The organism is Mumia sp. Pv4-285 (genome assembly GCF_041320275.1).
Taxonomy (GTDB): Bacteria; Actinomycetota; Actinomycetes; order Propionibacteriales; family Nocardioidaceae; genus Mumia; species Mumia qirimensis.
Map to the genome: position 1 here is coordinate 4,582,941 of NZ_CP162023.1, position 15,645 is coordinate 4,598,585.

Consider the following 15,645-nt stretch of genomic DNA (forward strand, 5'->3'; position numbering starts at 1 on the left):
ATGGACGGGCTACTTGGTGACCTTCACCGTCGCGGTCGACGTGAGCTGCTTCTGCACCCCCTTGTCGAGGAAGTTCGCCGTCAGCGTCAACGCCACGCCGTTGCCCTCGGGAACGTTGTTGTCGAGATCGGCACGGTCGAGCTGCACGACGAGCTTCGTGCCGCCGCCGAGGGACGGAGGCAGCGTGACGGTCGAGACCTTGGTGGGTACGACCGGCGAAGCCGACAGGGGCGTTTTCAGGACGGCGTCACCGTCGTAGCGGTAGCCACGGGGTACGTCGAACGTGGCCGTGACCTTCCCGCGCACGTTCGTGAACTGTCCCGTGACCGGCCCGAGGTGCAGCCATGACGGGATGAACCTGAACGCGCCGGGCTGATCCTGCGGCTCGAGGTAGACCTCGATCTTGCCCGCCGGGCGCGGGTCGGTGCAGTCGTTGAAGAAGTACTCGCCGGCACGGTCGAAGGTGTGCTCGTACGTCTCCCCCGGCTGCAGGCGGGGATTGAACTCCCCCTCGAAGTACTGCGTCGCGCAGTGCTCCAGCTGGTTGGGGAAGTTCGGGAACGTCTCGACGCCCGGGTTGCGGAACGTGACCGTCGTCCCCACCGGCACCCGGAGGTGCGTCGGCGCCATCCCCCGCTGGGACGTGCTGTCCTGGGCGGCGGCCGTGTCGGTCGAACGGTCCGTACGGCCGAGAAGGACGGTGTTGTCCACCGTCGAGCCCTCGACCGGCCCACCCATGACCGGGCGGCGGATCGACAGCGGCGCCGTGTCCGGACCCTCCTGGCTGCCCGACTCGGTCGTGTAGCTGCCCCCCAGCTTGAACGCCCACAGCGAGTCGCCCTGGGTCACCGAGGCGCCGTACGGGTTGGTGGAGCCGGCGGCGAGAATGGCGACGTACTGCTCCCCGTCGATCTCGTACGTCACCGGTGCCGCGGCGATGCCGGAGCCCGTTTGGAAGTCCCAGAGCACGTCGCCGTTCCTGGCGTTCATCGCCAGGAGCTTGCCGTCGATCTGTCCGACGAACAGCAGGTCGCTCGCCGTCACCAGCGGGCCCTGACCGTGCGACATGTCGGTCCCGAGATGGTTGGTCCACCTCTTCTTGCCGGTGGACGCGTCGTACGCCAGGATGCCGCCGGTCTGGTACTGGCCGATCGCCCGCTGGCCGTTGGCGCCGGCGCCGTTCCAGTGCGCCACCGGGTTGGTGCCGTACGGGAAGTAGACCATGTTGGTGCGGTGGCTGTAGGCATGGTTGGACCAGTCACCGCCGCCGTTCTGGCTGGTGGTCGAGAGGATCGGCAGATCCCACTGGGGGTCGTACATGCAGCCCTTGCGGTGGTCCTGACCCCCCGGGTAGGTCAGGAACGGCTCGTCCTGCTTCACGTAGCTGTCCGGGTTGAACAGCAGGTTGCCGTCCTCGTCGGGCTGGTAGCCGTTGTAGTTCGGGACGGCACGCCACGGGTCGCCAGGCACGTTGTCCCGGTCGAGCTTCTCCCAGACGACGCACTCCGGCAGGAGCCGCTGCTCAGGGAACGGTTGAGTCAGAGCGTGGTTCTGGCGAGAGTCGGTGATCATCGGCTTCTCGACGACCGGCAGCACCGACTTGCCGTTCGTGCGGTCGATGACGAACTGGTGACCGGACTTGCTGCCGTAGAAGACGACCTTGCGAGTCTTCCCCTTCACCTTGATGTCGGCGAGCGTCGGCGGGTGGACGTTGTCCATGTCCCAGACGTCGTGCTTGATCGACTGGTAGTGCCACTTGTACTCGCCGGTCGTCATGTCGACGGCGACCATCGTGCTCGAGAACAGGTTGTCACCCGGGCGCTGCGACCCGTCCTGCGAGCTGGTGCAGCTCCGCGCGTTGCCGAACGTCATGTAGTACATGCCGAGCTCGGGGTCGACCGCGCCGTGGATCCACGGCGTCGAGCCCCCCTCCAGCGCACAGTCGGTGCCGTCCGGCAGCACCGGGCCCCAGGTGGCACCTGCGTCGACGGAGTTCCCGTTGACGTCGGTGAAGATCGTGCCGCGGTCGGGGCCGCCGAAGAAGTGCCAGATGTGGCTGCCGTCGCTCGAGTCGAGCGCGACGACGGCAGCGCGGTCGCCGTTGGCGGCGTGGGCGTAGACGATGCCGTCGTTGTAGACGGTCGCGACCCGGTCGACGTTGCCGACGTCCTCGCCGTTCGGACCCTGCGCCTGCACGACCCAGACCTCTTCGCCGGTCTCCTGGTCGAGGGCGACGACCCGGTTCTCGTCGGCGATGGTGAAGATCATGCCGTCTCCGGCCGAGACACCCCGACGCGTGCCCGACGTGTCGAAGCCCTCCGGCTCCCACTTCCACTCGGCATCGCCGGTCTTGCCGTCGACCGCGATGACGCCGCCGCTGGGGGTGTCGGTGTAGATGATGCCGTCGACCACGATCGGTGTGGTCTGCTGGCCCACGTCGTCGGAGGCAGGGGCGACCGCGGAAACATGGGTGCGCCAGGCCGGCCCGAGCTTGTCGAGGTTTCGCTTCGTGATCTGCTTCAGCCCCGAGTAGTGCTGGTTGCCGAGGTTGCCTCCGACCGTGGGCATGTCTGCCCCGGTCGGATCGACAGCCGTGAGCCCGTCGGGCGAGCCGGGTTCCGCGGCGGACACCAGACCGGTCGCGGGGGACGCGGCGAGCGTGAGCGCCAGCAGCACCCCCAGCACTCTCGCGGCCCGCCCCCTTGTCAGACGTGTGCGCATGCCTTCATCTCCTTGGTCGGTCCCCGACGAGCACACGCCCGTCCGGGCTCGCCTGCCGTGCAGACGACGGGGTTCGAGTGGGACCGCCTAGTGGTCCGTACGAACCGGCTGATGACACGCACGTTAGTGGGACGCTCAGAGGGTGGCAACCCCCGACGAGCCCTTCCGCTTGTGAGCGGCCCGGGTGATGACCACCATGAGTGCGTCCGGAAGGAGGCAGATGATGAAGTTCCGCACCGAGGTAGAACCACCGGAGCCGATGAAGGGCCTGGAGGTGCCACCCGAGGTCGTGGAGGCGCTCGACGGGGGCAAGCGGCCTCGCGTCACGGTCACGATCAACGGCCACTCGTGGAGCACGAGGATCGCGATCATGCGCGGGCGGAACCTGATCGGCCTCAGCAACGCGAACCGGGCTGCTGCCGGAGTCGCCGTCGGCGACGAGGTGGAGGTGGAGCTCGAGGCCGACACCGAGCCCATGACGGTCGAGGAGCCCGAGGACTTCGCGGCCGCGCTCGCCGACGACCCCGGCGCGCTCGCCGCGTACGAGGGGTTGACCGTGAGTCAGCAACGGCAGCTCGTGCGCGAGATCGAGGGCGCGAAGAGGGCGGAGACGCGGCAGCGCCGCATCGAGAAGACGATCGAGGGGCTACGGCAGAAGGATCCCGGGCCGTTCTTCCACGGGACGAAGGCCGGCTTGCAGCCCGGTGACCTTCTGTCAGCCGGGTACGGCTCCAACTACGGCGAGGGACGCGAGGCGAGCTTCATCTACCTCACCGCCACCCTCGACGCGGCGACCTGGGGAGCAGAGCTGGCGCGCGGCGAGGGGCCGGGCAGGATCTATCGCGTCGAACCCACGGGCCCCTTCGAGGACGACCCCAACCTGACGAACCAGCGGTTTCCGGGCAACCCGACGCGGTCGTACCGGACGCGTGAGCCGCTGCGCGTCGTCGACGAGGTCGTGGACTGGGCGCCGCACACGCCCGAGGATCTCCTGAACATGCGCGCCCACCTCGACGAGCTCGACCGTCAGGGCATCGAGGCCATCAACGAGTGAGAGGGCTTCGAGCATGGCGGTGATCGAGGACGTCCGGCCGTTGGGGACGGAGCTGGACCGCTCGTACGAGGTGTTCGTACGCGGCAGGTTGAAGTTCCGCGTCAAGCAGATCGTCTACGTGGCGTTCTCGCTCGACGAGCGCGTGATGGGCTTCGCCTACCCGAAGGAGGAGCGCGCTGCGCTCGTCGCGAGCGACCCGGAGACCTTCCATCTGCCGTCTGAGTCGGACATGCGCTTCAACTGGGTGCACGCCGACCTCGCGGCGTTGGACCGTGGTGAAGCCCGCGAGCTCGTCGTCGACGCCTGGCGGATGGTCGTCCCTAAGAAGCTCTCCCTCGCGTACGACCTCGCGCATCCCGACGGCCCAGGATGATCGCCACTGTGATCGAGCTGAGCAGCGCCAGGACCGGGGGGAGCCAGTAGAGCGGATTCTCCACGTCACCCGCCCGGATGGTCATGCAGACGACCGCCACCGTGGAAAACAGCGCCGTGCCGACCGCAGTGCCGGACGCCCGACGTCCGAGACGACCGTCGTCGTGGCGGCCCAGCCACCACTGCGCGGCCATGTTGACCACAGCGAGGCTGTAGCAGACCGCCACGACCGGCAGCCACCGCGCGTCGTCGCGGACGGGCAAGATCCCCAGCCAGCCGACCGCTGTCGCGAGGAACGCGAGAGTCGTCAGGGTCCCCACGAGGCCCAGCTCTCGATAGCTGTCGAGCAGGCGCAGCGTCCTGTACACCATCTGCTCCGGGTCGCCACTGCGCGCCTCCTCGGCCGCATCCGCCTCGACGCGCGCGCTCACCACGGCGCGCCGGGCGGCGACCTTGTCCCGCAAGCACTGGTACATGTAGTCGAACGCCTCGGAGTCCGTACCGAACGTGCGCAGTGTCGCCTCGATCGGTACGGCCGCCTCGTCCGTCGCGTACACCGTCCATGCGCCGTCGAACGGCGCGAACACCACCGCGTCGGCCCTCGCGGCATCGCCCTCGTCGAGGAAGCAGGCGTTGCCATAGCCACGTGCCGCGACCGGCCTGGCCTTCAGCTGCCTCCGATCCACTCGCGGATCGTACCGACGTTTGTCCGGCCGCCTGCTCCGGCCCATCGACGGGATGGTTGGCTACTCCTGGAACCTGACGAGAGAGAACCAGATGACCAGGGACAACAAACCCGAGATGGTGGCCGAGCTCGACCGACTCGACGAGGCCGTCAAAGCAGCGCCCCCGGGGGACACGACGGCGCAGATCGCGCTGTGGCAGCAGGTGGCCCGGCTGGAGCACTGGTTCTTCATCGCGCGAGGCTCGGCCGACCAGCCCCGCCCCTACGGTGTGGCCTTCGAGCACGGTCCGATGATCTGCCTCTACAGCAGCGCAGCACGAGCGACCGAAGCCGCGCGCGTCCTCGGCCTGGACGGCGCAGATGGCGGGTCGGTGCCGTTGTTCGGCGTGCCGATGCCGGCTGCGATCGACTACGTCGCCTCCTTCGGCGGATCCGGCGTCTTCGGTGTGACGTTGGACCACCCGCAGATCGGCCACTACATCCCGTTGGGGAACCTTGGCCTGCTCAAGGGGTGGATCGAAGGGTCGGCGGAGTGAGCGCCGACGGCCCAGGCGACAACTTCATCGAGGTGATCGCGAGCGAGGTGGTGGCCGACCCCGGCAACCTGGCGCTGCGCGAGGACTTCGTCACGTTGCTGCTCGAGAAGGACCCCGGTCGCGCCGCCACCGAGCTGGACGCGTTCGAGGCCCTCGGCGGTGATCCGGCACGGACCCGTCTGCTGCGCGCCCGGCTGATGGCCGCGCGACTGCGATCGTCGAACCCGGCCCCGACTCCGGCTCCGGCTCCGGCTCCGGCCGACGACGACCGTCTGGACAGCACCGCTGCTGCGACGGCGTCGCTCTGGGACGCCGTGCGCCCGGCAGTGACGCTGGCCGACGTCGCCGGCCTCGCCGAAGTCAAGCAGCACCTCGACATGACGTTTCTCGCCCCGCTGCGCAACCCCGAGATGGCGGCGGCGTTCGGCCAGACGCCCGGGGGCTCCCTCCTGATGTACGGCCCACCCGGTTGCGGCAAGACGTACATCGCCAGGGCGATCGCCGGCGACCTCGGAGCGTCCTTCATCCACGTGACCCTCGCAGATCTGCTCAGCAAGTGGATCGGGGAGAGCGAGAAGGCGATCCAGAGCGTGTTCCGCGACGCCCGAGCAGCAGCGCCGTGCGTGATCTTCTTCGACGAGTTCGATGCGCTTGGTGGCCGGCGTACGTCCGGTGGTGGCGGGTCGCAGACGATGCGGATGCTCGTGACACAGCTGCTGGAGGAGCTCGACGGGGTCTCCAGCGCGAACGACGGCGTCTACTTCCTCGCGGCGACGAACCGCCCGTGGGACATCGACTCCGCACTGCGCCGACCGGGCCGGATCGACAAGACCGTGCTCGTGCTGCCACCTGACGCGGTCGCCCGGGCCGCGATCGTCCAAGGCGCGCTGGAGGGCAAGCCGGCCGACGGCGTCGACGTCGTGGCGGTCGCTGCGGCAACCGAGGGGTTCTCCGGTGCTGACCTCAGTCACCTGACGACCACGGTGCTGCAGCAGGCGATGGCCCAGTCGATGAGCAGCGGTGCGCTGGTGCCGGTCACCACCGACGCGATGCTGGCCGCGGTCGGCAGCATCACCCCTTCTACGACGTCCTGGTTCGACCAGGTGGCGCCCGTGCTGGAGTACGGCGTCGACGACGGCACCTTCGACCAGCTGCGGGCGTACCGGGTCAAGCGAGGCATGCGATGACAGGCTTCGAGCGCGATCCTGCGGCTGACACCGACGCTGTGGAGCGGAACCTGGATCTCGCCTGGGAGCTCTTCGAAGCACAGCCCACGCATCCCAAGATCGCCGAGCTGGTGCTTCAGGTGCTGGCGGTCCGGCCGGAGCGAAGCAGCGCGTCGCTGTTGCTCGGCAACCACCGTGAGGTCTGCGGCGAGGCCGACGAGGCGCGGCGCCTCTACCTGCAGGTGGCGGGTCGGCGCGACGGCCAGTTCATCAATGCGGCTCGCGCCCTCCGACATCTGGCGGCCGCGCAGCACGACCATCCGGAGACGCTGCGGTGGGCGCGCACCGTGCTGGGTGAGAGCCAGGAGGACTGGGGCGACTGGATGGAGCTGGGGAGCGCCCTGGCCTTCTCCGGAGAGCACGAGGAGGGATGGAGCCAGCTCGACGAGGCGGTGGCCATGTGCTCACGGACGGCTCCGGACGAGCTACCGACGGCCATCGCGCAACGCGCGGGGTACCTGCTCGGAAGCTACGCACCGCCCGACCGGATCATCCCCGCGGCCGAGGAGGCCATCCGGGCCGATGCGGCGAGCTCGTGGATCGCTCTGATGCTCGGCTGGGCCTATCTGGTCCAGTACCGATTCGTCGACGCCGAAGAGCTCGGTCTGCGACTGCTGCGCGAGAATCCCACCGAGGGGCTGTTCCAGGGCCTCGTCGAGACAGCCCGGAGGATGCGACAAGCCCTCGAGAATGCCGACGCCCACGACTTCACCCTCGAGGACCTTCGGCGCTCAGGGGTGATCGAGCTGGCGTGGCAGCAGCTCCGCGACCAGGTGCTCGGCACCGACCTGGCTTCTGCTCTGGCCGCGCTGGACGGCGTGCTGCCCGCCGACGTCGGCGCCACCCTCCGACCAGGGGCCACGTTCTCCGACGAGGCGGACATGCCCGGCGCCCTGGCCGCGGACGATCTGGTGGCCTGGAAGGACGGCCAGCAGCCCGGCAGCGGTGCTGCTTGGGGACTGCCTGAGTCCTTCCGCTTGATGTCAGCAGCCGAGATCCGAGCCGTGACCGCCGAGATCGAAGCGGACCCAGCGGCGTATCCGGCATGGCCCGAGAACGACGCCTGGGAACCGGTGATGACGGACGACGCCGGGGCGTACCTGGTCGTCGTCGCGTTCGGCAGACTGGTCAAGCGTCGCCCCGGTCACCCCGACGAGGCCGTCGCCGCATCGATGGCCGACTGGATCTGGGACCGGGTGGCCGACTTCGGTGGTCAGGACCCGCGACCGGCTCCGCGAAAGGCCACTGACCCGCCATCGTGACAAGGTGGCGTCATGTCAGCACTGAAGACGCTGGGACGCGTGACCGGATGGACCTGTGTCGGCATCGGCGCGCTGCAGGTGGTCGGCGGAGTACGCACGGAGCCCGGCATGAGTGGGGATGCGACCGTGGACTCGCACGTCCGCTTCATGGGCGCCGCCTTCGCGGGCTACGGAGTGGGCTGGCTCGACGCCTCGGCGGACACCGAGCCTGACCTCGGCCGGTTACGGCTCCTTGCCGGGCTCATGGCCCTCGGTGGCCTCTCTCGACTCGTCACCCGTTCCACGTTCGGCCGGCCGCACCGCTTCCACGACGCGCTGCTCGCCGTGGAGCTGGCCGCCCCGCTCGCCGTCGAGGCAGCGGCACGGCGAGACCGCCGTACCCCGTAGGGGCAGACTCGCATCCCTCGGGAATCGATTGCATCCGCGCATTGCGGGGTATTCGATGGAGAGGTGCTGCTCGAACGAGAGTCTCAACTGGCAGCCCTGGCCGAGTATCTCGACGAGGTCAGGAACGGCCGGGGACGCATGGTGCTGGTCAACGGTCCGGCCGGCATCGGGAAGAGCGCCCTCGTGGAGCACTTCGCTTCGGGCAGCGCCGCACGGGTGTTGCGTGGAGTGTGTGACGGGGCCGTGCCGGCACGCCCGATGGGGCCACTGACCGACATCGCCGATGCACTCGGCCCCCACATCGCAGAGCAGCTGCGAGGATATCCCGACGTGCTCATGCTCAACAGCGCCGTGCTCTCGGCGCTCGGCGAGGAACCCACCATCCTCGTCGTCGAGGACGCACACTGGGCTGACGAGGCGACCCTGGACATGCTCCGTTACCTCGGACGACGGCTCCGGGACGCCCCTGTGCTGATCCTCGTGACGTTCCGCAGCGACGAGATCGGCCCGGACCATCTCCTGACACTCGTGCTCGGGGACCTGGCGTCGTGTGCCACGACCGTGCGGCTCGCAGTGCCGGCATTGACCCGTTCAGCCGTCGAGCAGTGGGTACGCGAGGTGGGTGCGACGGTCGACGTCGACGTGTTGTTCCAGCGGACCGAGGGGAACGCCTTCTTCATCGGCGAGCTGCTGGCGGCTGACACCGATCGCCTGCCCCCGGGCCTGCGCGATGCGGTGCTGAGTCGGGCCGCGCGACTCTCTCCGCCCGGTCGGACCGTCCTCGACGCGGTGGCCGTGCTCGGCCGCTCCGACGCGGATCTTGTGCTCGCGACCGCCGCGACCCGTCCCACGGGTCTCGAGGAGTGTCTCCACGGCGGTCTGTTGGTCTCCACCGACCGGCTTGTGGACTTCCGTCACGACCTGGCTCGGCAGGTCATCGTCGATGCTCTGTCGCTGGCAACGGCCACGGACCTGGCGGAACGGGCGCTGGCTTGGTTGGATGCGCACACCTGCACCGACGAGCGCTTGATGGCAACGATGGCCGAGCGGGCGAGGGACGCGGACGCGATCCTCGTCCACGCACCTCGAGCGGGCCGGCAGGCGGCGCAGTGGGGCGCGCATGCAGAAGCGGCCCAACATCTGCGGGCCGCAGCGCGACATCGCAGCCGGCTCCCCGACCGCGACCAGGCGCAGCTCCTCGAGGAGCTCTCCGTCGAGTGCCATCTCATCGGGCTGCTCGAGGAAGCCTTGGAGTGCAGTCGCGCCGCCTTGGACCTGCACCGGTCCGCGGGCGACGCCCCGGGCGTTGGAGTGGCACTGCGATGGTGCTCGCGGATCAGCTGGCTGATGGGTCGCACGCGAGAAGCACACGAGTACGGCAACGAGGCTGTGCGGATCCTCGAGATGATCCCCGCAGGTGAACCGCTGGCCATGGCCTTCAGCAACATGTCCCAGCTGTGCATGCTCGCCGGGGACGCGGCGGGTGCCATCACCTGGGGACGACGCGCGATCAGCTTGGGCACCGACGTCGGTGCCGACGAGGTCGTCATGCACGCCCAGACCAATATCGGCACCGCGCTCAGCTCGTCCGGTCACCTGGACGAGGGTCGTGCCCTGCTGGAGGCGAGCTTGGACCGAGGCCTGGAGGACGGGGCCCACGAGCACACGGCAAGGACCTACAACAACCTCGTGACGGCGACGCTGAGCGACCACCTGGTCGTGGATGCGCGAGACTACCTCGCTGCCGGGATCGGCTACTGCCTGAAGCGCGATCTCGACACCTGGCGGCTCAACATGGAGGCGATGGCCGCTGAGGTGGATCTGATTACCGGGGACTGGGACCAGGCGTTGGGGCGGTGCCGAGCCGTCCTCGAGACGCGCGGCTCGAGCAGCGGCCGGGCCACCGCCTTGCTGGTCCTCGGGACCATCGGGATCCGCCGGGGGGATCCTGATGCCACGAACCACCTGGACGAGGCACTCAGCCTGGCCAGCCGTGGACGCGTCCCGGGAGTCGCGGTCCCCGTCGCGACGGTTCGAGCCGAGGCCGCATGGATCAGCGACCGACCGCGCAGTGTGCAGACTGAGATCGACCGCGCGTGGCAGGCGGCGGGCGAGACCATGAACGGTTGGTGGATCGGCGCGCTCGCCTGGTGGTCAGCACTGTCGAACGGTCCTCGGAAGGCCTCACCCGTCGCCCCGCCGTTCGACCTGATGCTGGCCGGCCGGTGGAGCGAGGCCGCAACTCTGTGGGAGAGGACCGGGGACCCGTTCTGGCACGCCATCACGCTGGCCGGCTCCGATGATCCCGCCCATGCCCGAACCGCGTTCGAACTGCTGGTCAAGCTCGGTGCGAGCGCAACGCTGCGGGCAGCCGCACGGGAGTGGGAACGACGCGGAGTGCCCGTTCCGCGGGGGCGTCGTCCGACGCCAGTCGAGTCACACGGCCTTACTGCCCGGGAGCTGGAGGTGCTGCACCTGCTGTGTGAGGGGCTCAGCAACCAGGAGATTGCCCACGCCCTCGTGCTGGCACCGAAGACAGTCGGCCACCACGTCTCGGCCGTGCTTCAGAAGTTGGACGCGCCGAGCCGGGCAAGAGCGACCGCCCGGGCCCGCCAGCTGGGCATCGTGTCGCCGGAGAGTGAGCCGCCAATATAGGGCGAACTCCCGACGCGGTGAGTCGGGTCGGTCGAGTGTGCTGGAGCTCCAGTCAAGACCGACGAGAAAGGCAGTTCGATGCCCCTTTTCATGGATGTCCACTCGCTCGATGGACCGATCAATCTCGACGACGTGGCCAAGGCCCATGCCGCCGACCTGCAGACTCAGGGACCCCACGGCGTCCACTACCTTCGCTACTGGGTCGACGAGAAGAACGCCAAGATCTTCTGCCTCACGGACGCCCCCACGGCCGACGCCGCCGCGTCCGTGCACCGCGAGGCGCACGGTCTCGTGGCGGACGAGATCTATCAAGTCGTCGAAGGTGCCTGACCCGAGATCCTCAAGTCTGGCCTGATCGCCTTCGCGCGGATCTCATACTCGCCGGATGTGAGGTCCAGCCAGAAATGGCGACTCGGTCGCCAAACAGAGCGATTCCAGACCAAACCATCGTGATGATCGCGAGATGGTCCCAATCCTCTGCGAGGACCGATAGTCCCACCCGTGGCTGGTGGGCACCAACGGACGGTGCCATGGGCGAGAGATCCGCCAACGCGTCCCGTTGTGCAGCACGATGCCCGAGCCACTGGGTCCCGCGGGGCGCGGGACCCAGTGGAGCTCTGAACGATTGTCACCCTGCCAATGGAAGCCAAACAGCTTCGTGGCAAGGGCGGCTCACCCTACTCAGCAGCGGGCATCTCGACGCTGATCGGCTCCTTCTCGAGTTCGTATTCCTTCTCGACCTTCGACCATGTGGTCAAGTCTCCGACGAACTCGGCCTGCTCAGCCGGCTCAATCGCGGGGAATCCGATCGTGCCGTTCTCGTCGATGGCACCGAGCAGCGATCCGAACCGACTGATGTTGTACAGGTCAGGATCGAACGTGAAGAAGCCCTGCCCGTCGAGGACAACCACGACCTCATCCAGGTCGCGCAGACCGGTTAGCAGAGCGTCGGTATCGGGGCCATCGACGACCACACCGAATCGGAGTTGCTTAGGCATGGATTCCTGCCCGACACCGTCGCCGACGTCGACCGTGACTGACGCAACGCGCCACGTTGCACGGGGGTCATCGAAGGCGGCCTCGGTGCCCGAGTCAGCGTCGGCGTCGGGGCCCCCGGGGACGAAGTAGCCGCGTGCGCCTTCGACTTCGGCGATCCGTCCCTGCACGACGAGCTCCGAGGCAGCTACCGCAGCACCCTTGCCGAGTTGGATCGGTTGGCTGGGAAGGTACTCCGCGAAGGTTGTCGCGGTCTCCAGGAACTTGACCGACTCCATGTACGCGGCCAGGTTCCCGAAGAGGTACCTGGACTCCGCCGATGCGTCCAGGTTGAAGGTTGCGTCGGCGGGCTGCGAGGACGCGCACCCCGTGAGGGCCATCGCACTCGCGGTTGCCGCCAAGGCGATGGATGCTCGACGAAGCAATCGTGTTTCGAACATCTGATTCTCCTCAGAACTCGGCGTTGATATGGGCGACGTCGTGGGCTGAGTAACCAGTGCGGGTCAGGCCCACTGTCTCCATGCACTGGTCCTCGCGGTGCTTCAGCCCGATGGCATGACCAACCTCGTGACACGCGAGCGATCGGTGGTATGTCGCTGTCCAGTTAGACGTGAAGGTGTTGTTGTACCGCACGTTCGCCTGATCGCAGCGGTTCGTGGCCGTGATGCTCCGACAGGTCGCCAGTCCGAGCACCCCGCTGTCCCACGCGAGTCCGCAGTAGTCGTCGTAGTAGCGGTCGAACACGATGACGTCGGCATTGGTCTGGGCGGTGCTGTGCCACACCGTGGGGCCGATGTCTGTCGCTGGAATCCGATTGATGCGAATCCAGCTTGTCGCGTCTGACACAACCAGTTCGTCCCGCTCGCTGGGACGGGTTCACTGCGATGAGTAGCGCGGTCAGGAGGCTGAGGGCAGCAAGTACCGCGCTCATCCGTTGGGCAGGTCTCATGTCGAATCCCTTGCTTGGCATCAGGTGTCGCCAGATTTGCGTTGATCAGCCGACAGCCGGCAAGCCAAGGCTGATTCCGTCGCCAAACTCGGATGAACTTATGAACGTTGGTGAGCCATGTCGGGCCAAGGGAGCTGCATCGCGCGGAGGTGCGCCTCGCGTCGGAGCTGTCCTAAACGGTCACGAGCGACGGCTGCTCGGAACGGAAACCCCTGGGTGCCGTGACGCCATGTGCTGATGCACCATTCGACGCTGGAGGTGCAAGCATCCAGCCACGCCGAGAGAAGCACCGGAGACGAGCGCTGCAGCGAAGCCGAGCCAGCGCTCCCAGGCGGAAGGGTGCCGTGGCCGGCTGATCACTGCAAGGCTGGCGATGGCGAACACCGATCTGTGCAGATCTGTCAATCGGCCACGTTGTGGCCACGGAATCCGTGCCCGCTCAGAACTCCTTCGGCATGTCGATGAACCGCGAGTAGTGGCCCTGGAACGTGACCGTCGCGGTGCCCGGCTGACCCGAACGGTTCTTGGCGACGATGAAGTCGGCCTCGCCCAGCCGCTCCGACTCCTGCTCGTACATGTCGGGGCGGTGCAGCAGGACCACGATGTCGGCGTCCTGCTCGATCGAGCCGGACTCACGCAGGTCGGACAGCATCGGCCGCTTGTCGGTGCGCTGCTCGGAGCCACGGTTGAGCTGGCTGATCGCGATGATCGGGACCTCGAGCTCCTTGGCGAGCAGCTTGATCTGACGTGAGAACTCCGAGACCTCGACCTGGCGGCTCTCGACCTTCTTGCCCGACGTCATCAGCTGGAGGTAGTCGATGACGATCATCTTGAGGTCGTGGCGCTGCTTGAGACGTCGTGCCTTGGCGCGGATCTCCATCATCGTCATGTTGGGCGAGTCGTCGATGAACATCGGCGCGGACGAGACCTCGCCCATGCGTCGGGCGAGCTTGGCCCACTGGTCGTCGCTCAAGGAACCCGAACGCATCTCGTGCAGCCCGACACGCGCCTCGGCGGACAGCAGACGCATCGTGATCTCGATGCGGCTCATCTCCAGCGAGAAGATGGCGGTCGTCAACCCGTGCTTGATCGCGGCGGAGCGGCAGACGTCGAGCCCGAGGGTGGACTTGCCGACACCGGGTCGTGCGGCGACGACGATCATCTGGCCGGGGTGGAAGCCGTTGGTGAGGCGGTCGAGGTCGGCGAACCCCGTCGGCACACCGGCCATCTGGCCGTCGCGGGCAGCGATCGCCTCGAGCTCGTCGAACGTCGCCTCCATGAGGTCGTTCAAGATCGAGTAGTCCTCGGACGTGCGCTGCTCGGTGACCCCGAAGACCTCCGACTGCGCGGTGTCGACGATGTCGTCGATCTCGCCCTCGCCGGCGTACCCCATCTGGGCGATCTTGGTGCCGGCCGAGATCAGCCGTCGAAGGATGGCCTTCTCGCGGACGATGTCGGCGTAGTAGGAGGCGTTGGCCGCGATCGGCACGTTGGCGACGAGCGTGTGGAGGTAGGGAGCTCCGCCGATCTTCGCGAGCTCGCCCCGGCGCTGGAGCGCGGCCGAGACGGTGACTGCGTCGGCAGGCTCGCCACGGCCGTACAGGTCGAGGATCGCGTCGAAGATCTCCTCGTGGGCCGGACGGTAGAAGTCGATCGCCTTGACCGACTCCAGGACGTCGGCGATGGCGTCCTTCGAGAGCATCATCGCGCCGAGGACCGACTGCTCCGCGTTGTTGTCCTGCGGCGGGGTGCGGTCGACCTGGCTACCGCCGTAACCGTAGTCGTCTGGCGGCTCCGGCACCGCACCCAGCTCGGCAACGCTCAACGCGAGTCCACCCCTCGTACGCTCGACCCCGTCACGGACTGCGAGGACCCCACGCGCCTCTGGCCCGGTGAACCACATGGATGTGATTCACCCTCGAGCGTACGGGGGACCTCCGACGGATCCCGAGGAGTCCCGCAGCCACCCCTGCCTGCGATGACGAACTCCCGACCACCCACCGAACGAGAAGCAAACTACGCGTGTGCGGGCCCCTGGTGAAAGTCGACGATCAACAGCCTTTGTGGATGGCGACCCCTTTTGTGTGGATAACTGCGGTTGTGCATGTGCACAGGTTGTGGGTATGTGTGTGGATTACCGCGGTGGGGTTTCCACACCTGTGGGCTGACCTGGGGAAACGTCGTCCCCCGCGTGTGGAACGAAACTCGTGGACGGGCGTGTCTCTCGAGTTGCGCACAGGTTGGATCGGATCTAAATTGCCCGACCCCGCCCCAGATGTCCGAATCAGCCCTGGTCGCCGAGGTGCGCGTCCCGGTACGCCTTCCACCGCTCCATGATCGCCGGCGTCTCCTGCCTCATGAACTCGAAGTAGAGCGCGCTCTCGTAGAGCGGCGACCCCGCCTGTGGTTCGTGTCCCAGGTCGGCGATCCCCGCGCGCATGCTCTCGTACCATCGTTCGACCAGCGGCAGCCGGCGAAGCAGGATGGCCGTCCAGATGTCCCCGGGGAACAGGCGGTAGTAGTGCTGCCGGTCACCGCGGGTGCCAGGGGCTCGCTCGATCATCCCGACGCCGATCAGGTAGTTCACCGCACCGGAGACCGCCGCCGCGCTGGCGCCAAGGCCCTCGGCGAGCTCGCGCGCGCTGACCTTCTCCCGATCGACCACCAGCAGGTACGCGAAGACCCGCGACGACATCGGCGGGATGCCCGCCTCGTGGAACGCCGCACCGAACGAGTCGACGAACCTCTCCCGTGCGAGGACCTCGTCGTCAGACATGGTTGGCATCTTTTCTCATCATCGAG

14 protein-coding genes and 1 pseudogene are annotated in these 15,645 nt (G+C 67.7%); 9 read left to right on the forward strand and 6 right to left on the reverse strand.

Annotated features, from left to right (window positions below; all coding sequences use genetic code 11):
• Positions 1–9: 9 nt before the first annotated feature.
• A complete protein-coding gene (locus AB3M34_RS21850) occupies positions 10–2,721 on the reverse strand; it encodes a PQQ-binding-like beta-propeller repeat protein (RefSeq protein ID WP_370616970.1) in 2,712 nt (903 codons plus the stop codon).
• A gap of 223 nt (positions 2,722–2,944) precedes the next feature.
• Between AB3M34_RS21850 and AB3M34_RS21855 the strand changes: the two are divergent.
• From AB3M34_RS21855 to AB3M34_RS21865, 3 genes and pseudogenes are all read left to right on the forward strand, one after another.
• Positions 2,945–3,364 (forward strand): annotated as a pseudogene (locus AB3M34_RS21855) (YdeI/OmpD-associated family protein); the annotation flags it as partial.
• Entirely contained in the window at positions 3,359–3,775 is a 417-nt protein-coding gene (gene arr, locus AB3M34_RS21860; protein ID WP_370620096.1) for an NAD(+)--rifampin ADP-ribosyltransferase, read from the forward strand. The pseudogene AB3M34_RS21855 and the gene arr, both read left to right, overlap by 6 nt.
• 13 nt (positions 3,776–3,788) lie before the next feature.
• On the forward strand, positions 3,789–4,148 hold the full coding sequence (locus tag AB3M34_RS21865) for an MmcQ/YjbR family DNA-binding protein (protein WP_370616971.1): 360 nt from the start codon (positions 3,789–3,791) through the stop codon (positions 4,146–4,148).
• Here the strand turns inward: AB3M34_RS21865 and AB3M34_RS21870 are convergent.
• Positions 4,096–4,833, reverse strand: a complete 738-nt coding sequence (locus tag AB3M34_RS21870; RefSeq protein WP_370616972.1) for a hypothetical protein — start codon at positions 4,831–4,833, stop codon at positions 4,096–4,098. The two genes, AB3M34_RS21865 and AB3M34_RS21870, sit on opposite strands and share 53 nt — an antisense overlap.
• A gap of 91 nt (positions 4,834–4,924) precedes the next feature.
• Between AB3M34_RS21870 and AB3M34_RS21875 the strand changes: the two genes are divergently transcribed.
• The 6 genes from AB3M34_RS21875 (at position 4,925) to AB3M34_RS21900 (ending at position 11,228) form a co-directional block, all read left to right on the forward strand.
• Positions 4,925–5,368: a hypothetical protein gene (locus tag AB3M34_RS21875; RefSeq protein ID WP_370616973.1), complete on the forward strand. Its 444-nt coding sequence runs from the start codon at positions 4,925–4,927 to the stop codon at positions 5,366–5,368.
• A complete protein-coding gene (locus tag AB3M34_RS21880) occupies positions 5,365–6,555 on the forward strand; it encodes an ATP-binding protein (RefSeq protein WP_370616974.1) in 1,191 nt (396 codons plus the stop codon). The genes AB3M34_RS21875 and AB3M34_RS21880 overlap by 4 nt, the downstream gene beginning before the upstream one ends.
• Positions 6,552–7,856: a hypothetical protein gene (locus tag AB3M34_RS21885; RefSeq protein ID WP_370616975.1), complete on the forward strand. Its 1,305-nt coding sequence runs from the start codon at positions 6,552–6,554 to the stop codon at positions 7,854–7,856. The genes AB3M34_RS21880 and AB3M34_RS21885 overlap by 4 nt, the downstream gene beginning before the upstream one ends.
• Before the next feature lie 12 nt (positions 7,857–7,868).
• Complete coding sequence (locus AB3M34_RS21890) at positions 7,869–8,243, forward strand: DUF4345 domain-containing protein (RefSeq protein WP_370616976.1); 375 nt, start codon at positions 7,869–7,871, stop codon at positions 8,241–8,243.
• A gap of 63 nt (positions 8,244–8,306) precedes the next feature.
• Positions 8,307–10,898, forward strand: coding sequence for a helix-turn-helix transcriptional regulator (locus AB3M34_RS21895; RefSeq protein ID WP_370616977.1), 2,592 nt, complete (start codon positions 8,307–8,309; stop codon positions 10,896–10,898).
• A 90-nt stretch (positions 10,899–10,988) separates the two neighbouring features.
• Complete coding sequence (locus tag AB3M34_RS21900; protein WP_370616978.1) at positions 10,989–11,228, forward strand: nickel-binding protein; 240 nt, start codon at positions 10,989–10,991, stop codon at positions 11,226–11,228.
• Positions 11,229–11,575: 347 nt separating this feature from the next.
• Here AB3M34_RS21900 and AB3M34_RS21905 read toward each other — a convergent pair whose 3' ends face one another.
• The 4 genes from AB3M34_RS21905 to AB3M34_RS21920 form a co-directional block, all read right to left on the reverse strand.
• The gene (locus AB3M34_RS21905; protein WP_370616979.1) at positions 11,576–12,334 is read right to left on the reverse strand and encodes a hypothetical protein; all 759 of its coding nucleotides are present in this window, start codon (positions 12,332–12,334) and stop codon (positions 11,576–11,578) included.
• Positions 12,335–12,344: 10 nt separating this feature from the next.
• Positions 12,345–12,740 (reverse strand): zinc-dependent metalloprotease family protein, encoded by a 396-nt coding sequence (locus tag AB3M34_RS21910; RefSeq protein WP_370616980.1) that lies wholly within the window; start codon positions 12,738–12,740, stop codon positions 12,345–12,347.
• A 542-nt stretch (positions 12,741–13,282) separates the two neighbouring features.
• Positions 13,283–14,668: a replicative DNA helicase gene (gene dnaB, locus AB3M34_RS21915; protein WP_370616981.1), complete on the reverse strand. Its 1,386-nt coding sequence runs from the start codon at positions 14,666–14,668 to the stop codon at positions 13,283–13,285.
• Between the two features lie 459 nt (positions 14,669–15,127).
• A complete protein-coding gene (locus AB3M34_RS21920) occupies positions 15,128–15,619 on the reverse strand; it encodes a GbsR/MarR family transcriptional regulator (RefSeq protein WP_370616982.1) in 492 nt (163 codons plus the stop codon).
• Positions 15,620–15,645 lie beyond the last annotated feature (26 nt).